Source organism: Bacillus sp. PAMC26543, from assembly GCF_014250375.1.
GTDB classification, from domain to species: domain Bacteria; phylum Bacillota; class Bacilli; order Bacillales; family Bacillaceae; genus Bacillus; species Bacillus halotolerans.
In genome coordinates, this window is record NZ_CP060193.1 from 3,898,678 (window position 1) to 3,916,862 (window position 18,185).

Sequence of the window (18,185 nt, forward strand, 5' to 3'; positions counted from 1 at the left end):
CTCTCTGCATGAGAGGTGTTCTTTCCATATTATTCAGCAGCAGCGTGCTCTTCTTTTTCAATCGCTGCAAGTCTGGCGCTAACTTCTTCCGCCGTCATATTGTGTTCTTGTACATATAAGTTTCTTGGGTTCGTGCGGCATTCGTGGCTGCAGCTGCGCATATATTTGTATTCATTTTCCGGTGTGCATATGATTTTCTTATTGCATGATGGATTTGCACAGTTGACATACCGTTCACACGGTTCACCTGTAAAGTAGTCTTTTCCGACAATGACATGCTCGACACGGTTGACCGGCACGCTGATTCTTTCATCGAATACGTAGCATTGGCCGTCCCAAAGCTTTCCTTGCACCTCAGGATCTTTTCCGTATGTGACGATTCCGCCGTCAAGCTGTGATACATCTTCAAAGCCTTGCTTCATCAGCCAGCCTGAGAATTTTTCACAGCGCACGCCGCCCGTGCAGTATGTCAAAATCTTTTTGCCTTCAAGCATCTCTTTATTTTCTTCGATCCACTCTGGCAATTCACGGAACGCCTCGATGTCAGGACGGACAGCTCCTCTAAAATGGCCGAGATCATATTCATAATCATTACGCGCATCAAGGACGACTGTATCAGGATCCTGCATCTTTTCAAAGAATTCTTTAGGCTTCAAATGCTTTCCTGTTGTTTCATTCGGATCCACATCATCCTCAAGGCGAAGCGTCACAAGCTCTTTTTTATGACGGACGAACATTTTCTTGAACGCATGATTTTCTTCTTCATCAATCTTGAACACCATATCCGCAAACCGTGGATCAGCTTTCATGGCTTGCATATATTGTTCAGTCTGCTCAAACGTACCGGATACCGTACCGTTAATCCCTTCAGCTGATACAAGAATACGGCCTAACAAACCAAGCTCCTTACAAAAAGCCAGATGCTGCTCTCTAAACACCTCCGGCTCTTCAATCGGAACATATTTATAGTAAAGTAATACTCTGTATTGTTTTTCCATGATATAAACACCCTGTTCAATGATATAGTTAGTTGTTATGCACACTCTTACTATATCATACAGGAAAACACCTCAAAGATGAACACATCCGCCCAGACTGATAAAAATATCCAAACTCTTACAAACCCAGGAGGCGAGCGGGTTCGGGGAAAAACAATAGTATTTTCCATTCATTTACTAATAAAATCACATGTATTTTTCAGATAACTATACTTATAATTCTTCCTCAAACGATAAATTAACAGGCTCATCTAAAAGCTCTCCCGGCATTTCAAGATTTGTTGAAGGAACGCTCTCATCTACCTCTTCAAAAACAACATGATCCATCCACACTTGGCCTGGTCCCGATAACTGAACGCCGAATGAAATGACAGCACTATTTTCAGGAACATCCAAAACAACAGCGTAATGATTCCAATTGGTTGTTCCTGTAATTGGCCTGTTGCTCATATTATCAAATTGAAGAACATCTTCAGCCGCACTGTCAACCCGCATCCAAAGCGATGCGAAATGCTTTACGCCTTTTGTTTTGATAAAACATGATAGACGCAATCTTTTCCCGAGATAACGGTCCGCCTTAAATTGCTGCATCATCGTCGCAAATTCCCCGATGTCCTGCACCATTGTTGATTTTAAATACCCCGACGCCTTGCCCTGATGCACATTTTCTCGATCAACCCCTATTTCAAATTGAAATGGATGACTACCGCTTAATACCCAGCCCTTCATTTTTTTCTCCATCCAAGATTCCTCCTTTTTTGCAGTAAAACGTTTCATAAATGTTCGATATGCTCCCGGCGGCATGTGATACATTTTTTTAAATGCCCGAGTAAACGCCTCTTGAGATTCAAACTGATAATGCAAGGCAATGTCGATAATGCGAACATCTGTATAAAGCAAAGCAGCTGCCGCATTCGCAAGGCGTCTTAAACGTATATAAGAAGCAACCGACATGCCAACTTCTTTTTGAAAAATCCGATGAAAATGAAATTTAGAAAAGCCTGATACGTTTACAATATCCTTGCCAGATATCGGCTCATGCAAATGTGATTCAAGCCAATCAATGGTTTGCTGAACAGCTTTTTCATAATACATGGAACACTTTAATCTCCTTTCTGTTTCAGAATAAAAGATCCCGCCTTACATGTTTTGATTATTTTTGCGATATGTAAAAATCCCCTGTGTGTTTACACAGGGGATCTTCTTTCCTCACTTTATAATAACAGAAGGCGTTATATGCTCCAGCCAAATCACACCGTCATATTGTTCCTTCAATATCATTTGCTCCTCCTTGAAACCCCAATACAGCGCTGTACGCGGCGTATACATCCATGAAGTTCCTTTGCTTTTTTTGGTATGGAGAAAATCAACAAAGACCGATGGATGGTTCGCAGCTTTCAGCAAGTCTTCAAGACTTCCAGCCGGCGGCGGGCTTGTTACCGGATTAACGGTCTTATTATCGGAGCTATCCAGACTGGCTCCAGAGTACGCATAGATTCCAATGGTATAGGTCTGTTTTTTCAGCCGCTCAGGCAAATAATCACCCATGTTAGGTCCGTTTAGCTGTACCCAGTCCTTTATCATTTTGGTATTCTGTTTGCGAAGATGGTAATTGTGCCCCGAGACGATAATCTTCTTTTTTGGATAAAGCGTTTCTGCAACCCACTGAAATTGTTCAGCCATCATGCGGTCTCTCATAAAGAATGAAAAATCCTCCATATTCTCCGGATAATCCATTAGCTTTTCTTTCATTTCTTCCAGCATGTATGTTTCCATTACGTCAATTCTCAGCTGAAGGGAATGCACAAAGATCTCATAAGCTTTCGGCTCTTTCGGAAGGTGCGCTTTTAGCGTTGAAGCATGTGTGTCAGCGAACTTGATAAGCTCCCTGTAGTTTGTCACAAGCGCTTCTTTCTTTTGCGTAAATTCTTCCATCGTTTTGCTGTTTGACACTAAGCTGAAAAAATCATTTTCTGATTGGGAAAGCAGCTCGGCTTTTTCAGGGTCCACCGCCTTTACCCATTGATTCGCAGCACCGTCGAATGAATTCTTCAGGCTTTGAATATCAAATCCAGTGAGAATAAGCGGATCACCTTTCTCTTTTTGCTCTTTCATATAATCAAACAGTTCAACCACATCTTCTGTGTGCCATACGGGGTAAATGGATTGTTTCATCATGCTCTTCGGGGTTAATTGATCCATGTGAAGGTAGGATGCATTTGCTTCGGGAAAGCCAGACTCAAAGGCCAGTACATCATATCCCAGTTCTTCGTGGAGGTATTTGATCATGCGGACCTTTGTTGCATTCATCTCACCTGAGCCATGTGTGGTTTCTCCTAACTGGACGATTCGTTTTCCTTTCAGCACTTTCTTCAGAAATCGAAGATCTTTGTTTGAAGCATCGGAAGAATCCAGCGGATGGGCATTCCGTTCAATCCAGCGATCCCGATGTTTTTCTTCAGAAGCAGCACGGGCGGGCGCCGCAAAAGAAGAAAACGCCAGACAGACGATCAGCAGCGGCAAAGTCATTTTTACTAACTTATGTTTCAATTCTATCTCTCCTTTTCTGCTAGGTTCTCTAGTAGTTACGAGATAGTTATAGAAAAAGTTTCCTTTTCAGTTATATATAAAAAAAAGCTTCTGCTGATAGAAGCCGTTTTTTTAAGAGCCTTTCATTGCCTGATGAAAATAAAACCGATACGTATTTCTCAAAAACGTTTCAACCGGAAGCTGCACATCCGATTGGTATTTGCTGATGATGAATGGAAACCGCTCCAATCCTTTTTGGCGCAAATCGTTCACTTGCTCTGCATCAGTTGCCGCCTCTTGCAGAACTGTTTCCACAATCGGCCAGCACGCTTCCTGCACCTTGTGAAGAGCCGCTCCATCTCCGGTTTGCTGATAATGTGTGATCCAGCTGACGATTTGTTTTTCCATCACTCTCACCTTTCTTCAAAAAAAGAGGCGCCGCTTCCATTTGCGAGCTCCTCTTCTTTACTCTCCATAACCTAACAGTTGCCCGACTTGGACTTCTTGGCCTTCTGTTACATCAGCAGACGGCCGGAACGCGTCTTTTTCAAAGATCAAAATGACGGTTGAACCAAATGAAAAGTACCCCAGCTCCTCGCCGATCTTCAATTGATCACCTGTGCTGGTCTGCACGATGGAGTTAATATTCATCGCGCCGACAGGAATCATCAGCACGTTTCGATTGCCGCTATTCAACTCATAAACAACTCGGTAATTTTTCGACAGTACATCTTTTCCGTATTTTAATCCTAACTGATTCACCGGGTATGAACGGTTCCCGAGTTCTGCCAGCTTTTGATATGTGCAGCTGATCGGGGAATGAAAACGGTGGTAATGCCGCGGGCTTAAGTACAGCACGACGAAATATCCACCGTTGTATTGATGATCAGCGCTTTTACAGCCGGTCAATTCAGCAAATGAGTAGTCTTTTCCCTTTACCGTAAAGGTTTGATTATGATTGATAGTCCCTATCGTCTGAACGACACCGTCAACGGGGCTGACCACAGCATGCGCCTCTTTTGAAACAGGGCGCCGCTCCAAATTAATATTCCGAATAAACAATTCGGAAAGCGAACCGTAGTCAGCAGCCGTTCCGTCTACATCATTCCAGTTAATCTGAAAGTGTTTAGAGAAGAGCGGAATGACCGGCTTACTGATTTTCGATTCGCAAAACCCTTTGATCAGGCAGGATGATAATCGATGGTTTGTCAGTTCTATCAATGATCGGTACAGAATCTTTACAGCCGTATTAAACATGAATAATCCCTATAACCCTTCCGATTGTAATAAAAATAAAGCACCACAAAAAGGCGCCGATCGCTGCATACGCGATATACGTTTTCAGCTCCATTTTGCCGATTCCCGAAAAGTAACACGTCACATGCCGGACGCCTGGAATAAAATAACCTAATATAAGAGAATACGGTCCGTATTTCTTCATCCATTTTTCTACTTTCAGCATTCTCTTTTCTTTCAAACCGACCCATTTGCCATACTTATCGATAAACGGACGCCCGGCCTTTCTGCCGATCATGTAGCTGATCATCATCCCTAACAGGGCTCCGACAAAGCTGATAAAAATGGCAAGCTCATAATTCAGCACATCAATATGCGTAAAATAACCGACGATTGTCATCATGACTTCGTCGGGTATCGGCAATCCAATAATTCCAAGAACAAGCATTAAAAAAATAGCGAGATAACCATAATCCGCTATCAGCTGCTGCACTAATTCCATCTTTCGGACTCCAGATTTTCTGCTGCGTGTTTTTTAAAATGAGGAAATTTCACTTTGCTCACCATTAAATAAGACAGCCCGCATGTGCCGAGCGCCAGCAGAATCGGGTTATTCACAAAGCATAAAATGACGAGACACATTGCCGCAAATGGAATCGGCATTCCGATAAACGTCGGAAGCTTGCTTTGTTCAACATTAAATTTAGAGAGCCGAAGCATTCCGCAAATACTGTAAGCCAGCGCGCATAGTATCCCGATAAACGGCAAGGCATATAAAGCGACACTGTAGGCGAGCATGGATGGCGCCACGCCAAATGTGACCAGATCCGCAAATGAATCCAGTTCTTTCCCCATATCAGATACAGCATTCAGCTTACGAGCAGCCATTCCATCGAAGAAATCGAGAAACATGCCGGTAAAAATGAAAATCACTGCTGAATGGATGTTGTGAAATATTAAGGAATGAACCGCCAAAAGCCCGCAAATAAAGTTTCCTATCGTAATCATACTGGGTATATAATTCACAGTGTAACCAAACCTCCAATTGAAAAAAACCTTATATCAACACGACGTTGTATATCGAATCAGCGTTACAGGAAAAATCTCTCTATTAAACATGATAACATAGACTGCCAGAAAAAAAGCAGCACTCAAATTCTATTATTATACAACATTTGTTACCTTTTGAACAATGAATGCCAGTCTTTTCAATTTATGTACTCATTTCATTTTCGCCTAAAAATGACATTACACGTTTATTGACATAGTCCGGCTGCTCCAGAGGTAACAGGTGTCCCGCATTCTTGACCATTTCCGTCTGAATCCCCGCGACTAATACAGAAGCTCTTTCTAAAGCCATTTGCTGATGGTACATCACTTCATGCTCGCCGAACATCAGCAGTATCGGAACCGTGATTGACTTTAACTCCGCGTCTGTGAACACGTAGGGAAAGCCATTTTCTTTCGGTGTCAGGCTTCTTTTCTCATCCTGCCACTTGACTCCAGCCTTGATCTGCTTTTGCAGTATGGGATGAAGCTGATAGCGGTCAGCTGTCAGCCACTTGATGTAAGCATCAGCCCCGCTCGGCTCACTAAGGCCTGCGGCATATTTATAGACATCCGGATGAAATGATATAAACGCTTCAGCAGGACTCATGACAACCGCTCGTTCCACTCTTTCAGGCATATCAAGCAGAAAGTTCACTGTATGAAGCCCGCCAAGGGAAAACCCGGCCAGATGTGCTGTCTTAAGTCCAAGCGAATCAAAAACATCTTTCAGCCAGTGAGCGCAATCAGCTCTCGTATCCAGAGAGGCTGATGGTATACTTTTATTTTTGTCTCCTATTATATCGACTGCATATGTACGATATTGACCGCTCCACTCGGCGATATTCGGATACCACATGACAGAGCTGAAGAGCCCCCCGTGAAGCAGTACGAGCGAAGGTGCGTCCTTTGGCCCACTTGCCATGATATGTGTTTTTCCGAAACGAGTAGAAACATAGAAAGCTTCCGAATCAATCGGCCACAAAGAAAGGCTTTCATCATAAGCCTGGTAAAAGCATGTACCGCCTTCAGCCGCGGCAAGCTGCATCGAATCCTGTTTCATCTTTTTCTTTTTCCTCCGACTTTCATTTATATATAGAGAAAGGAGACTGCCCTTTCTTGTAAGAAAAAATACCCATTCTTATTATCTCATATAACAATTTTCCAGTATATAGTTTGATCATATACGAAGATCAATAAAAAAAAGACGCTCTTCCTAAACTTGAAGGAAAACCGTCTATTCTTTAAAGACTAATGGAATAACCTTATCTTTTTTGTCCTTTGTTAATGACACTTGATGTGTCACAGACGTTTCATTCTTCGTCAAGGCGATGGAATAGTCACCCTTTTTCCCGGTATCCCATGTGATGTCTCCGTTTTTGTCTGTCAAACCGAGAATCTCACCGATCTCTGTATTCGGCTCCTGATCTGATGCCGGCGCTTTGACAATCGTTACTTGAACGCCTTCCATCGGTAACCCGGCATCGTCTTCCACATGAAGGGTCACAGGAATCGTTGTTTCTTTCTGAGCAGAATCTGAATGCGCCTGAGAGCTGCATCCGCATAAAAACAAAATAGAAATGAAAACGGCCAGTTTACCGTATTTATTGCTTTGCCCAATATTGAATATTGTTGAATACATCATTCGTCACCCTTGTTCCCAAGTTATATGACGATCCTCCGTTGGTATGGATTGCAATGGCCGTCTGCCCCGTATCACTATAATTGCGGTAAACAGGCGAGCCGCTTTGGCAGCCGTACGTATCAGTTGTATAGGTCAGCTTATACGTTTCCGCAGAGCGAATCGGCTTTGTATCAGACCACATGGTGCCGAAAGTCTTGTCACACGGAAATCCTGTAACTGATGTAGAGAGGCCGACGGGGCTGCTGCTGTTTGTTGTTCTATAACCATACCAGCCAACCGTGTTGCCAGGAGAACCATTTAGTTTTATTGCACCGTAATCATAATTGGTATCTTTGCTTTCCGTCCATCCTTTAACGGAGTAAAACATCGTGCCGGAATAAGTGCCGTATGGATACGATGAACCATTGCGGCCCGGCGCAGCAGTGATCGAAGAAGCCCACCCGTGATCCTGGCTGTACACACAATGTCCGGCCGTTACCACAGTATTCGGGTTCACTAAAAAGCCTGTGCATCCATAAGTGCTTGAGGTATTGGGATATTTGACAGATAGCTGAACCGTTGCTCTGTAAGGAAATGACGTAGTGCCTGAAATTCTGACGCGTTCATCAGATCCAATTACACTTGATGGCTTTAAGGATTTAATGTTTTTTTCTGATTCTATGAGCTCGTGTAATGTTTTGCTTGTTTTTCCGGTTCCTTCATAAGGATCAGAAACCAATTCCGCTTTCGACGTCTGGTTATTGCTGACTTCAGCTTCCTTTCCCGTATTGGAGACAGAGGTTTGCGGGTTCTCCGCCGCTTCTGCCGGCGTTCCGAAAGATACCGCCGCTGCCGTTGCCAAACACAAAATCGTAAACCCTGCAAAGCATTTTTTTCTGAATCTTGAGACTACTCTCATTTTAGTCATCCCCCTCCTTTTGTGTCAACCAGCCTTTTCATTGGAAGACTTTTACATTATAATCAAGAATTTGATTCTTATGATACAATTTTTGGCGGGATGATAAAAAAACGGGCCATGTATCAAGACAAGGCCCGTCTGTTTCATGTTTATTGAATCGATAGTTGATCCAGCGCTTTCTTCGCGTTCTCTCGCGCTTTTCCAACAGTGTCAGCCGCAGAAAGCGCAACCGCCATACGGCGTCCGACCTTCGTTATCGGCTTTCCAAACACGCGCACTTGTGTATTTGGCACTGCCAGCGCGTTTTCCAAACCTTCAACAGTGTAATCCGCTGACTCTTCCGGTGCTTTGAGGGGCCGGCTGGCGCCTGGAGAAAGCTGTGTGATTTCTGTAATCGGAAAGCCGAGAATCGCCCGAACATGCAGCGCGAATTCCGACAAATTTTGCGTCACCAGCGTCACAAGACCTGTATCATGCGGTCGAGGAGACACCTCACTGAAATACACCTTGTCTTTCGCAAGGAAAAGCTCAACACCAAACAGACCGTACCCGCCAAGCTCATCAGTAATGGCTTTCGCAATATGCTTCGCCTCTTCAATTTGCTGCTCTGTCATATGATGAGGCTGCCATGATTCGATATAGTCTCCATCCTTTTGCTCATGGCCGATCGGCGCACAAAATACCGTACCGTTCACTGCACGCACAGTTAAGAGTGTAATTTCTGATTCGAACGGGATAAACTCCTCGACGATCACGCGTCCGTTCTTCACTCGTCCGCCTTCCATCGCCGTCTCCCAGCAGCTCTCCAAGTCCGCTTCTGAGCGGCATACGCTTTGGCCTTTTCCCGAAGAACTCATCAACGGTTTGACGACACAAGGGAAGCCGATATGAGCTGCAGCCTGTACAAATTCTTCATATGTATTCGCAAATTCATAGCCTGCCGTCGCAAGCCCGAGCCTTTCTGCCGCAAGCCGCCTGATGCCTTCCCGGTCCATCGTCAGCTTCGCCGCACGCGCATTTGGGATCACGTGAAACCCTTCCTCTTCAAGCTTCAGCAATTCATCCGTCGCGATCGCCTCAACCTCAGGCACAATCAAATCAGGTTTTTCTTTCTCAATAATGTGTCTGATCTGCTCACGATCCAGCATGTCAATGACATAGCTTTTATGCGCCACATGCATCGCCGGAGCATGCTCGTAGCTGTCTACCGCCACCGTCTCTACCCCGAGACGCTGGGCTTCAATCACAACTTCTTTCCCCAGTTCACCTGAGCCTAACAATAAAACCTTCTTTGATTGATACATCTTTGCCCCTCCTATCTGTTCAAAAACCATTATAACTGAAATATTCAAAAAATAAATTTCGCAATAAAAAAGCTAAAATAAGAAAACCCTTATTTTAGCTTATGATTCCAATACATTAATTGCCGCCACAACATCCGCTTCACAAAAAGAACCCATCAAACATAACGATTCTTCCGGCTTGCACGCGTGAGCCGCAACAACTTTCTTCGCATGCTCTTGATTCTTATAGATGCCTAAATCACTCAGTTTCACCGGAAAGCCAAGCTGCTGATAAAACGGAATCAGCTCTTCAATTTCCTGATTTCTCTTCTCAAGCGCAAGCTGAATCAGTATGCCGTACGCCACCTTTTGTCCGTGCAGTACATGATGGGTTTCCGGGATAAAACTCAGACCGTTGTGAACCGCATGGGCACCCGCCATCCTGCCGAAGCGTCCGGCATAACCGCCTACAGTTCCTGCCAAAGTAATAATGGTTTCTGCTACAGCTGTGAAAGAAGCCGAGGCTTCCCCTCTCTCAAGGCTTTCAACAGCCTTAAGGCTTTCCTGCAGCAAAAGATCACGAATATAGACAGACTGCCTAAGCCCTGCTTCGACCATTAATGAAACAGGCTCCTTCGTATTTCTGATAATGGCTTCCGCTTCATACCACTTCGCAAGCGTGTCGCCAATTCCGCTTTTGACATATTCGATAGGAGAAGAAAGCAGCAATAACGGATCAACGAGTGTCAAATAGCTGGAACGTTTATGATAATCGACTCGGATAAAGTTGCCTTCTTGATCATAGATCACGCTCAGCGGCGTGCTTGCCGCGCAAGTTCCAGGGATTGTCGGAACAGTTATGACTTCGATATCCATATGATCTGCAACAGCTTTTGCCGTGTCTAACACTGTTCCGCCGCCAATCCCGATAATGAGATCAGCAGATGCCGCTTGTTCCGCAATCTCCCTTATTGCTTCAGGCGAGCTGTACCCTTTATGCTGAATCACTCTCCACTCTGGCGGAATCGCAGCATACTTTTGAAACGCCTCATACGACTTGATGCCCGTTACAACAACAGGATGCTTCCATTCCTTCACAAATGCCGGCAGCTCTTTTACAATTCCTAGTTTGCATATGTATTGATTCGGACCGCTTCGGACAATATCTTCTGGCTGCATCTCTCATCTCTCCTCCATTTTTTCATCAATCATCTCACTCTCTTTAAAATGGTGTCAATCCGCTTACCCGCAAACCACCCGCCAATGGCATAAGCGCTGAAAAATGGTGCAACCCCTGTAAATCCTGCCTCATAGAGCTGTTCCTCTGCTATGCGGCAACTGGATGAGTACTGACGCCTATTGAATCCTCAAATGTCTCCCAATCCTCCCTGAGAAATGCCATTGGCTAATGGCGAAACATAAGTTTAGTAGCAGGTAATGAAAACCATCTGCTTTCTCCTTTTAGCGCTTATAATTACATGATGCCGATTATCACAATCATCTCTTCTATCTTGATTCTGCAGGAAAAAATGACACGGATTGCTCTTCTGGAGGGGCGCTTACACTAGGACTCTACTTTTCAGAGCTGAAAGCGAAATGGAAAGAGGAACGGGTTTTAAAGATGCCGTATTGGCATCCTTTTTTAAACTCGTCCTACGTTTGCCACCTATAAATGAACGCGATCTAAAGAAGGAGGAATCGAAATGGATGAAATGGTTTTAATCACACAGCAGTGGCTGAATGAGACGTACAGGGGCAAACATGGGTATAACCCAGTAGAAGAAAGCGGGAAAACTGGGTGGGATACGATCTACGGTCTGACTCGGGCGCTTCAAATTGAACTAGGTATCTCAGAGCCAGCTGATAACTTCGGGCCGACAACACAGCGCTTATTTAAGCCTCTTAAACGCCAAGCTCCAGATTCAAAACCAAGCAACATGAATTTTATTTTACAGGGGGCTTTATGGTGCAAAGGCTTTAATCCCGGCGGTTTTACAGGCGTCTTTTACGAAAAAACAGAAAATGCGGTGAAGGAGTTTTAGAAAGCTGCAGGACTGACAACTCAGGACGGAATTGTCACCACCTTGATTATGAAAGCCTTATTGGACATGAGCGCTTTTAAACTAGTGTCTGGGGGCGATTCAAGAATCCGTCAGATTCAACAAAACTTAAACCGGGACTACAATGACTATATCGGTTTAATGCCTTGTGACGGACTGTATGCCCGCGATACCAACAAGGCCCTTATTTATGCTTTGCAAAAAGAAGAAGGTATGAGCACAAGTGTCGCCAATGGATTTTTCGGAAACGGCACAACAAGCTTATGCCCTACTTTAACTCCCGGTGATTCAAGAACAGGCTTTATTTTAATTGTTCAGTACGCCCTTTATTGCAACGGAAAATCATTCGACCCTGGTGAGTTTGACGGCAAATATGGCGTCGGTGTTGTTTCAGCCGTTAAAGCATTTCAAGAGTTCATGTGCCTGCCGCAAACAGGTTATGCAGACATGCCGACCATTAAAGCTTTATTATCAAGCTCAGGAGACACAACACGCGCCGCTTCAGCTTGTGACACCGCTACTATTATTACTGCAGAAAAAGCCCAAACACTGCGGAATAACGGTTATAAAACAGTTGGCAGATATTTAACCGGAAATGTGCGGACAAGCAGCGGCCTCACATCAAAAGCCCTGACATCTCAAGAACTTGCAGTTATTTTTGATGCCGGATTAAAGGTCTTTCCGATTTATCAAGACGGCGGCTATGAATCTTCTTACTTTGTAAAAGACCAAGGAACAAGAGATGCTTACAGTGCGGCATCAGCAGCTCGCAGACTAGGCTTCCCATCCGGAACGACCATTTATTTTGCTGTCGATTTTGATGCCTACGATTATGAAGTAACAGATAAAATTATTCCTTATTTCAAGGAAATCAAGTCAGCTTTTGCGAAAATGCAGACATTTTCTACTGCGCCTAAATACGAAATAGGCGTATACGGACCAAGAAATATTTGTATCCGAACCCAAGAAGCAGGACTCACAAAGTATAGTTTTGTAGCAAATATGTCAACTGGCTTCAGCGGCAATCTCGGCTATCCGATGCCAAACAACTGGGCCTTTGATCAATTTTATGAAGGAACAATCGGAAGCGGTTCTGGAAGCATCGGGATTGATAAAGACGGCTTTTCAGGAAAAGACTCTGGAGTAAGCCATGTAAATCCACCGTCTGATCCGGTATATGATGCAAGACTGCGTACACTGACAGACATTTTATCTACCATTCCAGCTTTAGAAAATCTATCAGGTCTCGCAAACGCGATGTTTGAATTTGATACGACAGAAACCATTTTCACATCACCAGAGTTGGATATTATTCTATCCACATCACTTCTGGCAACCATACCAAGTGAAGGCTCACCAAACACAATTACCATTACAAATGGTAAACCAGGTGCCTATATCACGGGTTTATTGGGCGATACCCAAACGTCTCTCACTGCGTCACAAATTGATTCTTATCAAAACCTTTTAAACAGTCTCAGCTTGTCAGTACGTAATGGTTATCTGGAGGTTTATGTAAATCCAACTGCTCAATCATTAAATATTCAATTTAAAATCTATACGCCTGATATTCCAGTAGGTGACAGTGCTACAACTGGACTTACGACTACGATTACGTTTAAAATAAAACAGAAGCACTTTAGATTACCAGATTCGGAAGAAGAAGTATACACACCAAATTGGGATACTATTGTAAACAACATGCTGCTGGTAGGTACAGGTATTATTGTAGTTGTAGGTATTGGTGCTTTAGTACTCTTAGCACCTGAGGCAGGAGCAGCGGCAGTACTGTTCGGTTCGTTATTAGCAGCTTTTAGATAGTTTTATAATCCATGAATACTCTATGAGTATTCATGGATTTATTTTCAAGGAGGATTCTACATGAAAGTTGATATGCAAACTTATAGGAAAACAGTCAAAAAAATTGAAACTGAATTGTTTCCTGTCAGAAATAATGATAATGAATTATTGACATATCTTATGAAACAAGATTCATTGACATTAAATCAAATGAAAATGTGCTTAACTGAACCTGAACTCACATTCAAGCATTCTATTAAAATCGTATTTTCCGTCACATTAATAACACTATATATATTTTTTTTCAGCACTCATTATAATGACTTAATAGCCATGTCTATACAAATGTTGTTTGCGTTAATCGGCTTGTTTTGGATTGTTGCATCTTTTGCAAATGCTAAAAGAATTCAAATCTCCCAAAACTTCAAACAAAAAGCCGAAAACACCCGCATTGTCGGTATGATCGACTTCGTATTAGAACAAAAATACAAAAAAAGCATCTCTGAATAATCCTCGCCAGAGATGCTTTTTCTCTCTTATACCTTCTCCATCACAGGCGCACTGTCACGATTCATCGCCGCAGGCTCCCTCAGCATCACGTTCATCACGCTTGCAAGCACAAGCATTCCAATCGATAAATAAAAAGCCAGCGTATACTCACCTGTTACGGTATAAATGACGCCGGGCACATACGCTCCGAGGGCAGAGCCAATTTGATGGGCAAGTGACAGCCAGCCGATCATGAGGCCGATCGAGTAATTCTGAAAGTACTGGGTGGCAAGCATTTGCGTCGGCGCTACCGTTGCAAAGTCCACCAATCCAAACAGAACCGCAAAGCCTAAAAGCAAGTAGGGTTCGTGGCTGTAAATCAGAATCACAATCGACAGCGCGCGCACCGCATATAAAAAACAGAGGATTTTCCGGCTGCTCCACCGATCCGCTATGATTCCGGACAGTAAGATACCAGCGATATTAAAACCGGCCAGCAGACTGACAGCGGCGCTCGTAACAGTCGTAGAAAAACCGTGATCATGAGAAAAGGGAATCAAATGGGTATCCATCAGCCCGACGGTCGTAAAGCCGCAGATTAAAAATGGAAGGATCAACAGCCAAAACTGCTTCATACGAAACATCGCGGTTACTGAGCCTGCTTTGGTTTTTGATCCTGTTTCTAACTCCTCCTCAGCAGTCCCGCCGATCGGCTCTTCATTTTTTTCTGAAGGATGATTTCGCAGCAATAAAAGGGCTGCCGGAAGGACAATGACCATTAACAGCAACCCCAATGCCACAACCGTCAGCTTCCAGCTAAACCAATGGATCAGCATAAGCGAGCCGGGAACCAGCAGCATTTGCCCCGCTCCAAAGCCCGCTTCCATGATTCCAAAGGCAAGGCCGCGCTTTTTGCTGAACCAATTCACCACCAGCACACTTGTTGCTACATTCGACGCTCCGCCAACTCCGAGTGACACCCCCAACCCGTAAAGCAGAAAGAGCTGCCACGGTGAAGTGATAAAACATGTCGAGAAAATGCTGATCCCGGTCAGTAACGTGCTCCATGATAAAACTGCCCGTGCGCCCCATCTGTCCACAAGCCGCCCGATCACAGGCTGGGATATCCCGTAAACAATAAAGCTCAGCGTTGAAATCAGCGAGATGGTGCCCCTATCCAGCGAAAACTCCCGCTCCCAAGGCTCGACAAACGCACCAAACGACAGGCGCACACCTTGTACGGCCAATAAAATCAAAAAGGTGATAAAAACGATGATCCAAGCATAGTGGAGTCTTTTCATGACAGCTCTAAATCCCATCGTTCTTCTGTCAGATGCTGTCCCCATAATGGCGTTTCTTCTTTCACTTCACTCAGTCTGAATCCAAATTTCTCGTAAAGCGGGCGGGCTTCAGCCATACTGCTCACTGTCCAAAGAAAAATCCGTTCAAACTTCCTCTCTCTGCTATATGTAACGAGATGCTCAAGCAGTTGCGTGCCCAGCCCTCTGCCTCGAAACGCGGCATCAACCAAGAACCATCTCAGCTGCACCGTCTTTTTATCTTGTTTGACCAATCCCACACAGCCTGCAAATTTTCCGCCGCTTTCCGCGATCCATATCTTTTCAATTTCCGCGTCAAATGTCTCATGGAGATAAGCTAAAAATGTATCATCCCAGCCATGAGTCTCTGCATAAAATTGCCTTTGCTTTTCAATGAGAAGGTGAATATCATCCGAAAGATAATAATCTCTGATTGAAATGCCTGATGACCTGGATGAGAGCGACTGAGACAATATGGCTTCAATCTCCTCCATAGCCATCGCAAGCTTGTGCTGCTCTTTGTCATCGATTTCCTTCAGCATCAGCTCAACCTGTTCATTCGCTTTCTTCTCAAGCTTTTTATAAATGGCTTCCCCCGTTTCCGTCACATATATATAATGATGGCGGGCATCAGCTTTGCTCTTCTCTTTATAAATCAAATCTTCTTTTTCAAACTGTTTCAGTATTCTGCTGACATATCCCCGGTCAAGCCCCAGCTTATCCTGAAGATCTTTCGCCGTACAATTTGACGTATTGTAAATCTCAAACAAAATCCGTGTCTCCGTTAAGGAAAACGGGCTGTCATAAATGTGTTCGTTAAGGAAGCCAAGAACATTCGTGTAAAAACGATTGAACTTTCTGAATTTTAAGCCCGTTGCTGATTCATTGGTTTTCAAACTTCTCCCCACTTTCTTATATCGTTGATTAAAGCAATTATAATCACATATAGTTGCCATAGTCAACGATATGTCAAAAAAGCGGAGGAAAATTTCATTTTCCAGATGCCTTCCTCTTCCTCAACACCATCAATGTAATATACGATAAAATCAGCGAAAACAAGCTATAGACAACGGCCCATCCCAAAAAAGATTGATTAAAAACCGTAAACGTAAGCACGAGAGAAATGATCAAACTAACTAACGGCATCATATATACATTTTTACAAACATAAGTCCCGGCGACCGATAACACAATAATTGCTAACGGTAAAATGCCGAATGCGATATCTAATTTATCCACCTGCAACAGCCTCCCCCCAGATTTTTATGTTATTTGTAAAAAAACATAACTACCAAAAGGATAACATTTACTTTTCACACAATTTAAAATTACCCGTTTACATTCACTCCAGACTATGATAATTTAAGAAAGCGCTATCACGATAAGTTAATAGCTTGGATGGAGATGAGGAGAGCCAGGAATTCCACCCCTTTTGACAAGGGGGTGTTTTCTGGCTCTTTTTGTTTTTTCAGAAGGAGGGCACGCCACACATCCAACACAAACAGCAAAGGGGATGATTTGATGTTTCACTTATTTAAACCGGCTCCGCACATTGAGAGACTGGATGATTCAAAGACGGATGCAGCTTATAAACGGCTCAGGCTGCAAGTATTCTTAGGTATTTTTATCGGCTACGCAGGCTATTACCTGCTGCGGAAAAACTTTGCTTTTGCCATTCCTTATCTGCAGGAACAAGGTTTTTCAAAAACCGAGCTTGGATTGGTGCTGGCCGCCGTATCCATTGCGTACGGCTTTAGTAAATTTATTATGGGCATGGTGTCCGACCGTTGCAACCCGAGGTATTTTCTCGCGACAGGCTTATTTTTATCTGCAATTGTTAATATTCTTTTTGTTTCTATGCCCTGGGTAACTTCGAGCGTCACCATCATGTTTATTTTTATGTTTATCAATGGATGGTTCCAAGGAATGGGCTGGCCTCCATGCGGCAGAACGATGGCCCATTGGTTTTCTATTAGTGAACGCGGCACGAAGATGTCGATTTGGAATGTCGCTCACAACATTGGCGGCGGGATTCTGGCTCCGCTTGTCACTCTTGGGATTGCTATGTTTGTCACTTGGAAAAGTGTATTTTTCTTCCCTGCCATTATTGCGATTCTGATTTCATTTTTAATTGTCCTTTTGGTGCGGGATACCCCTCAATCTTGCGGGCTTCCGCCAATTGAAGAGTACCGGAACGACTATCCAAAACACGCTTTCAAAGATCAAGAAAAAGAATTAACGACAAAAGTAATCCTTTTTCAATATGTACTTAATAATAAGTTTCTTTGGTACATCGCATTTGCAAACGTATTTGTTTACTTTGTGCGGTACGGCGTTGTGGACTGGGCGCCTACTTACTTAACAGAAGCCAAAGGGTTCTCTCCTGAAGACTCCCGGTGGTCGTATTTCCTTTACGAATACGCCGGCATACCGGGAACGATCCTGTGCGGCTGGATCAGCGACCGCTTCTTTAAGAGCCGCCGCGCACCGGCAGGCGTTCTGTTTATGGCAGGTGTTTTCATTGCCGTATTGGTGTACTGGCTGAATCCGGCCGGCCATCCGCTGGTAGACAACATCGCTCTGATCAGCATCGGCTTCTTAATCTATGGGCCTGTGATGCTCATCGGTCTGCAAGCCATTGATCTTGCTCCGAAAAAAGCAGCCGGAACTGCAGCTGGTTTGACCGGGTTTTTCGGATACATCGGCGGGTCTGCTTTCGCAAACGCGATTATGGGATTTGTCGTTGACCGATTTGATTGGAACGGCGGCTTCATCATGCTGATCTCATCTTGTATACTGGCCATCGTGTTCTTGGCTTTGACATGGAATACGGGAAAACGGGCGGAGCATGTTTAAGAAAAGATTATAAAAGATTAATATT

Annotated in this window: 17 protein-coding genes and 1 pseudogene; 3 read left to right on the forward strand and 15 right to left on the reverse strand. The window is 43.9% G+C overall.

Going from position 1 to position 18,185, the window contains the following annotated elements; translation table 11 throughout:
- Positions 1 to 29 precede the first annotated feature (29 nt).
- From H7F27_RS19585 to H7F27_RS19640, 12 genes are all read right to left on the reverse strand, one after another.
- Positions 30 to 998 carry an oxygen-dependent tRNA uridine(34) hydroxylase TrhO gene (locus H7F27_RS19585; protein ID WP_024120071.1) on the reverse strand — a complete coding sequence of 323 codons (969 nt, stop codon included), beginning with the start codon at positions 996 to 998 and terminating at the stop codon, positions 30 to 32.
- 213 nt (positions 999 to 1,211) lie between these two features.
- Entirely contained in the window at positions 1,212 to 2,093 is an 882-nt protein-coding gene (locus H7F27_RS19590) for a helix-turn-helix domain-containing protein (RefSeq protein WP_101860215.1), read from the reverse strand.
- Between the two features lie 114 nt (positions 2,094 to 2,207).
- On the reverse strand, positions 2,208 to 3,527 hold the full coding sequence (locus H7F27_RS19595; protein WP_373271216.1) for an erythromycin esterase family protein: 1,320 nt from the start codon (positions 3,525 to 3,527) through the stop codon (positions 2,208 to 2,210).
- Positions 3,528 to 3,659: 132 nt separating this feature from the next.
- Complete coding sequence (locus H7F27_RS19600; RefSeq protein WP_024120068.1) at positions 3,660 to 3,935, reverse strand: hypothetical protein; 276 nt, start codon at positions 3,933 to 3,935, stop codon at positions 3,660 to 3,662.
- Positions 3,936 to 3,992: 57 nt separating this feature from the next.
- Complete coding sequence (locus tag H7F27_RS19605) at positions 3,993 to 4,784, reverse strand: phosphatidylserine decarboxylase (RefSeq protein ID WP_095714499.1); 792 nt, start codon at positions 4,782 to 4,784, stop codon at positions 3,993 to 3,995.
- A complete protein-coding gene (locus tag H7F27_RS19610) occupies positions 4,777 to 5,265 on the reverse strand; it encodes a DedA family protein (RefSeq protein ID WP_024120066.1) in 489 nt (162 codons plus the stop codon). Before H7F27_RS19610 ends, H7F27_RS19605 begins: the two co-directional genes overlap by 8 nt.
- Positions 5,256 to 5,789, reverse strand: a complete 534-nt coding sequence (gene pssA, locus H7F27_RS19615; RefSeq protein WP_095714500.1) for a CDP-diacylglycerol--serine O-phosphatidyltransferase — start codon at positions 5,787 to 5,789, stop codon at positions 5,256 to 5,258. The genes H7F27_RS19610 and pssA overlap by 10 nt, the downstream gene beginning before the upstream one ends.
- Positions 5,790 to 5,976: 187 nt before the next feature.
- Positions 5,977 to 6,873: an enantioselective carboxylesterase CesB gene (locus tag H7F27_RS19620; RefSeq protein ID WP_101860217.1), complete on the reverse strand. Its 897-nt coding sequence runs from the start codon at positions 6,871 to 6,873 to the stop codon at positions 5,977 to 5,979.
- A gap of 174 nt (positions 6,874 to 7,047) precedes the next feature.
- Positions 7,048 to 7,452 carry a DUF2606 family protein gene (locus tag H7F27_RS19625; protein ID WP_024120063.1) on the reverse strand — a complete coding sequence of 135 codons (405 nt, stop codon included), beginning with the start codon at positions 7,450 to 7,452 and terminating at the stop codon, positions 7,048 to 7,050.
- A complete protein-coding gene (locus H7F27_RS19630) occupies positions 7,415 to 8,353 on the reverse strand; it encodes a trypsin-like serine peptidase (protein WP_024120062.1) in 939 nt (312 codons plus the stop codon). The genes H7F27_RS19625 and H7F27_RS19630 overlap by 38 nt, the downstream gene beginning before the upstream one ends.
- 149 nt (positions 8,354 to 8,502) lie before the next feature.
- The gene (gene purT / locus H7F27_RS19635; protein ID WP_185848345.1) at positions 8,503 to 9,657 is read right to left on the reverse strand and encodes a phosphoribosylglycinamide formyltransferase 2; all 1,155 of its coding nucleotides are present in this window, start codon (positions 9,655 to 9,657) and stop codon (positions 8,503 to 8,505) included.
- Between the two features lie 99 nt (positions 9,658 to 9,756).
- Complete coding sequence (locus tag H7F27_RS19640; protein ID WP_185848346.1) at positions 9,757 to 10,815, reverse strand: iron-containing alcohol dehydrogenase family protein; 1,059 nt, start codon at positions 10,813 to 10,815, stop codon at positions 9,757 to 9,759.
- Between the two features lie 524 nt (positions 10,816 to 11,339).
- Between H7F27_RS19640 and H7F27_RS19645 the strand changes: the two are divergent.
- Together H7F27_RS19645 and H7F27_RS19650 are read left to right on the forward strand one after the other, a co-directional pair.
- Positions 11,340 to 13,517: pseudogene (locus H7F27_RS19645) on the forward strand (glycoside hydrolase domain-containing protein).
- 60 nt (positions 13,518 to 13,577) lie between these two features.
- Positions 13,578 to 14,006, forward strand: a complete 429-nt coding sequence (locus tag H7F27_RS19650) for a hypothetical protein (RefSeq protein ID WP_101860220.1) — start codon at positions 13,578 to 13,580, stop codon at positions 14,004 to 14,006.
- A gap of 26 nt (positions 14,007 to 14,032) precedes the next feature.
- On the opposite strand, the gene H7F27_RS19655 is transcribed toward H7F27_RS19650, so the two are convergent.
- The 3 genes from H7F27_RS19655 to H7F27_RS19665 all read right to left on the reverse strand — a co-directional run bounded on the left by H7F27_RS19655 (position 14,033) and on the right by H7F27_RS19665 (position 16,543).
- Positions 14,033 to 15,286 (reverse strand): MFS transporter, encoded by a 1,254-nt coding sequence (locus H7F27_RS19655; protein WP_101860254.1) that lies wholly within the window; start codon positions 15,284 to 15,286, stop codon positions 14,033 to 14,035.
- On the reverse strand, positions 15,283 to 16,200 hold the full coding sequence (locus tag H7F27_RS19660) for a bifunctional helix-turn-helix transcriptional regulator/GNAT family N-acetyltransferase (RefSeq protein WP_101860221.1): 918 nt from the start codon (positions 16,198 to 16,200) through the stop codon (positions 15,283 to 15,285). The genes H7F27_RS19655 and H7F27_RS19660 overlap by 4 nt, the downstream gene beginning before the upstream one ends.
- Before the next feature lie 94 nt (positions 16,201 to 16,294).
- The gene (locus tag H7F27_RS19665) at positions 16,295 to 16,543 is read right to left on the reverse strand and encodes a YbeF family protein (RefSeq protein ID WP_024120055.1); all 249 of its coding nucleotides are present in this window, start codon (positions 16,541 to 16,543) and stop codon (positions 16,295 to 16,297) included.
- A gap of 282 nt (positions 16,544 to 16,825) precedes the next feature.
- Here H7F27_RS19665 and glpT point away from each other — a divergent pair, with 282 nt between their 5' ends.
- Positions 16,826 to 18,160 (forward strand): glycerol-3-phosphate transporter, encoded by a 1,335-nt coding sequence (gene glpT / locus H7F27_RS19670; RefSeq protein WP_101860222.1) that lies wholly within the window; start codon positions 16,826 to 16,828, stop codon positions 18,158 to 18,160.
- The last annotated feature ends 25 nt before the right edge of the window (positions 18,161 to 18,185 follow it).

Coding starts and splice junctions, on each gene's coding strand:
- H7F27_RS19585 (WP_024120071.1), bottom strand. CDS start 998: ATGGAAAAACAATACAGAGTATTACTTTACTATAAATATGTTCCGATT.
- H7F27_RS19590 (WP_101860215.1), bottom strand. CDS start 2,093: ATGTATTATGAAAAAGCTGTTCAGCAAACCATTGATTGGCTTGAATCA.
- H7F27_RS19595 (WP_373271216.1), bottom strand. CDS start 3,527: ATGACTTTGCCGCTGCTGATCGTCTGTCTGGCGTTTTCTTCTTTTGCG.
- H7F27_RS19600 (WP_024120068.1), bottom strand. CDS start 3,935: ATGGAAAAACAAATCGTCAGCTGGATCACACATTATCAGCAAACCGGA.
- H7F27_RS19605 (WP_095714499.1), bottom strand. CDS start 4,784: ATGTTTAATACGGCTGTAAAGATTCTGTACCGATCATTGATAGAACTG.
- H7F27_RS19610 (WP_024120066.1), bottom strand. CDS start 5,265: ATGGAATTAGTGCAGCAGCTGATAGCGGATTATGGTTATCTCGCTATT.
- H7F27_RS19620 (WP_101860217.1), bottom strand. CDS start 6,873: ATGAAACAGGATTCGATGCAGCTTGCCGCGGCTGAAGGCGGTACATGC.
- H7F27_RS19625 (WP_024120063.1), bottom strand. CDS start 7,452: ATGTATTCAACAATATTCAATATTGGGCAAAGCAATAAATACGGTAAA.
- H7F27_RS19630 (WP_024120062.1), bottom strand. CDS start 8,353: ATGAGAGTAGTCTCAAGATTCAGAAAAAAATGCTTTGCAGGGTTTACG.
- purT (WP_185848345.1), bottom strand. CDS start 9,657: ATGTATCAATCAAAGAAGGTTTTATTGTTAGGCTCAGGTGAACTGGGG.
- H7F27_RS19640 (WP_185848346.1), bottom strand. CDS start 10,815: ATGCAGCCAGAAGATATTGTCCGAAGCGGTCCGAATCAATACATATGC.
- H7F27_RS19650 (WP_101860220.1), top strand. CDS start 13,578: ATGAAAGTTGATATGCAAACTTATAGGAAAACAGTCAAAAAAATTGAA.
- H7F27_RS19655 (WP_101860254.1), bottom strand. CDS start 15,286: ATGAAAAGACTCCACTATGCTTGGATCATCGTTTTTATCACCTTTTTG.
- glpT (WP_101860222.1), top strand. CDS start 16,826: ATGTTTCACTTATTTAAACCGGCTCCGCACATTGAGAGACTGGATGAT.